Genomic DNA, 2,111 nt, shown 5'->3' with positions numbered 1-2,111 from the left:
GGGCCAGGGGCAGCACGCCGAAGCCAAAGGCCAGGGACGTCATCACGATGGGCCGCAGGCGCAGCTTGGCCCCTTCCAGGGTGGCGTCGATCAGGCGCATGCCCTCGTCCACGCGGGCCCGGGCGAATTGGACGATCAGGATCGCGTTCTTGGTGGTGAGCCCCAGGATGGTCAACAGTCCGATCTGGAAATAGACGTCATTGGGCATTCCCATCATGGAGGTGGCAATCACCCCGCCGATGGCCCCCAGGGGCAGGGTCATCAGGATCGAGATGGGAATCGGCCAGCTTTCGTACAGGGCCGCCAGGCAGAGAAAAATCACCAGGATGGAAAAAGCGTAGAGCAACGGTGCCTGGGAGCCGGCCATGCGCTCTTGGTAGGAAAGCCCGGTCCAGTCGTATCCGATCCCCCGGGGCAGCTGGGCAACCGCCTCTTCCATGGCCTGCATGGCCTCGCCGGAACTCCTCCCCGGTGCCGGCTCCCCCCAGAAGTTCATGGAGGGGAATCCGTTGAAACGTTCCAGTTTGGGGGAACCCGTGGCCCAGTGCCCCGAGGCGAAGGAGGCGAAGGGCACCATCTTGCCGGCGTTGTTGCGCACGTAGAGCTTTTCCAGATCGCTGGGCAGGCGGCGGAACGGGGCATCGGCCTGGACATAGACCCGCTTGACCCGTCCGGCCTGAATGAAGTCGTTCACATAGGCGCTGCCGAACGCCGCCGCAATGGTGTTGTGGATGGCGGTGATCGGCACCCCCAGGGCACCGGCCTTCTCCCAGTCCACATCGATCCGGTACTCGGGGACGTCTTCCAGCCGTTGGGACGCACCCGCGTGATGCGCGGGTCCTTGGAAGCGATGCCGTATAGCTGATTGCGGGCGGCCATCAGCTTGGCATGACCCAACCCGCCGCGGTCCAGGAGTTGAAAGTCGAACCCGTTGGCCTGCCCCAGCTCGACCACGGCCGGCGGCGGAAAAGCGAAGACCATGGCATCCCGGTATTGAGAAAAAACCCGCATGGCCCGGCCCACCACGGCGCCGACCTTGAGGTCCGGCCGGTTACGCAGATCCCAGTCGCGAAGCTTGACGAAAGCCAGGCCGGCATTCTGCCCCCGGCCGCTGAAGCTGAATCCGGACACGGTCAAAATCGATTCCACCGCGCCTTTTTCATCCTCGAGAAAATGCTCCCGCACCCTTGAGAGCACCGCGTTGGTCTGCTCCAGGGTCGAGTTGGCCGGCAGGATTGCCTGGACGTAGAGGACGCCCTGGTCCTCCTCGGGCAGATAGGCCGTGGGCATGCGCTTGAATAAAAACCCCATGGCCGCGACAATCAACAAAAACAAGAAGACGTAGCGCAGCCGTTTGGCCAGGGAGTGGCCCACCAGCTTGAGGTACAGATTGCGGGCGCGAAAAAAAAGCCGATCGAACCAGCGGAAGAACGGCCGCAAGAAAAACACCGCGCCATCGGCCGGTTCGTGTCCGGCCGGCACCGGCTTGAGCAGGGAGGCGCAGAGTACCGGGGTGAGAATCAGAGCCACGGCCACGGACAGGAGCATGGCGGCGATGATGGTCACCGAGAACTGGCGGTAGATCACACCCGTGGACCCGGGGAAAAAGGCCATGGGACCGAAGACCGCCGAGAGCACCAGCCCGATGCCGATCAGGGCGCTGGTGATCTGCTCCATGGACTTGGCCGTGGCCTCCCGGGGGCTGAGCCCCTCCTCGCTCATGATACGCTCCACGTTTTCCACGACCACGATGGCGTCATCCACCAAAAGGCCGATGGCCAACACCATGGCGAACATGGTCAGCATGTTGATGGAGAAACCAAAAAGCCCCAATACGGCAAAGGTGCCCAGGATCACCACCGGCACGGCGATGGTCGGGATCAGGGTGGCGCGGATGGTGCCCATGAAGAGATACATCACCAAGAAGACCAGCACCACGGCCTCGAAAAGGGTTTTGAAGACCTCATGGATGGCGACCCGGATAAAGGGCGTCGTGTCATAGGGGTAGACGATCTTCATCCCCGGCGGGAAAAACGGGCTCATCTCTTCGAGTTTGGCCCGCACCGCATCGGCGGTGGTCAGGGCGTTGGCGCCGGCGGCCTGCCGGATCG

1 pseudogene is annotated in these 2,111 nt (G+C 63.1%); it reads right to left on the bottom strand.

Going from position 1 to position 2,111, the window contains the following annotated elements:
* A pseudogene (locus JCM12296_RS34325) lies at window positions 1-2,064 on the bottom strand (efflux RND transporter permease subunit); the annotation flags it as partial.
* Between the last annotated feature and the right edge of the window lie 47 nt (window positions 2,065-2,111).

It is taken from the genome of Desulfosarcina cetonica JCM 12296 (assembly GCF_001311845.1).
Classification (GTDB): Bacteria; Desulfobacterota; Desulfobacteria; order Desulfobacterales; family Desulfosarcinaceae; genus Desulfosarcina; species Desulfosarcina cetonica.
Note: the sequence above shows the minus strand (reverse complement) of the source record. Positions and strands in the feature narration are given on the sequence as shown.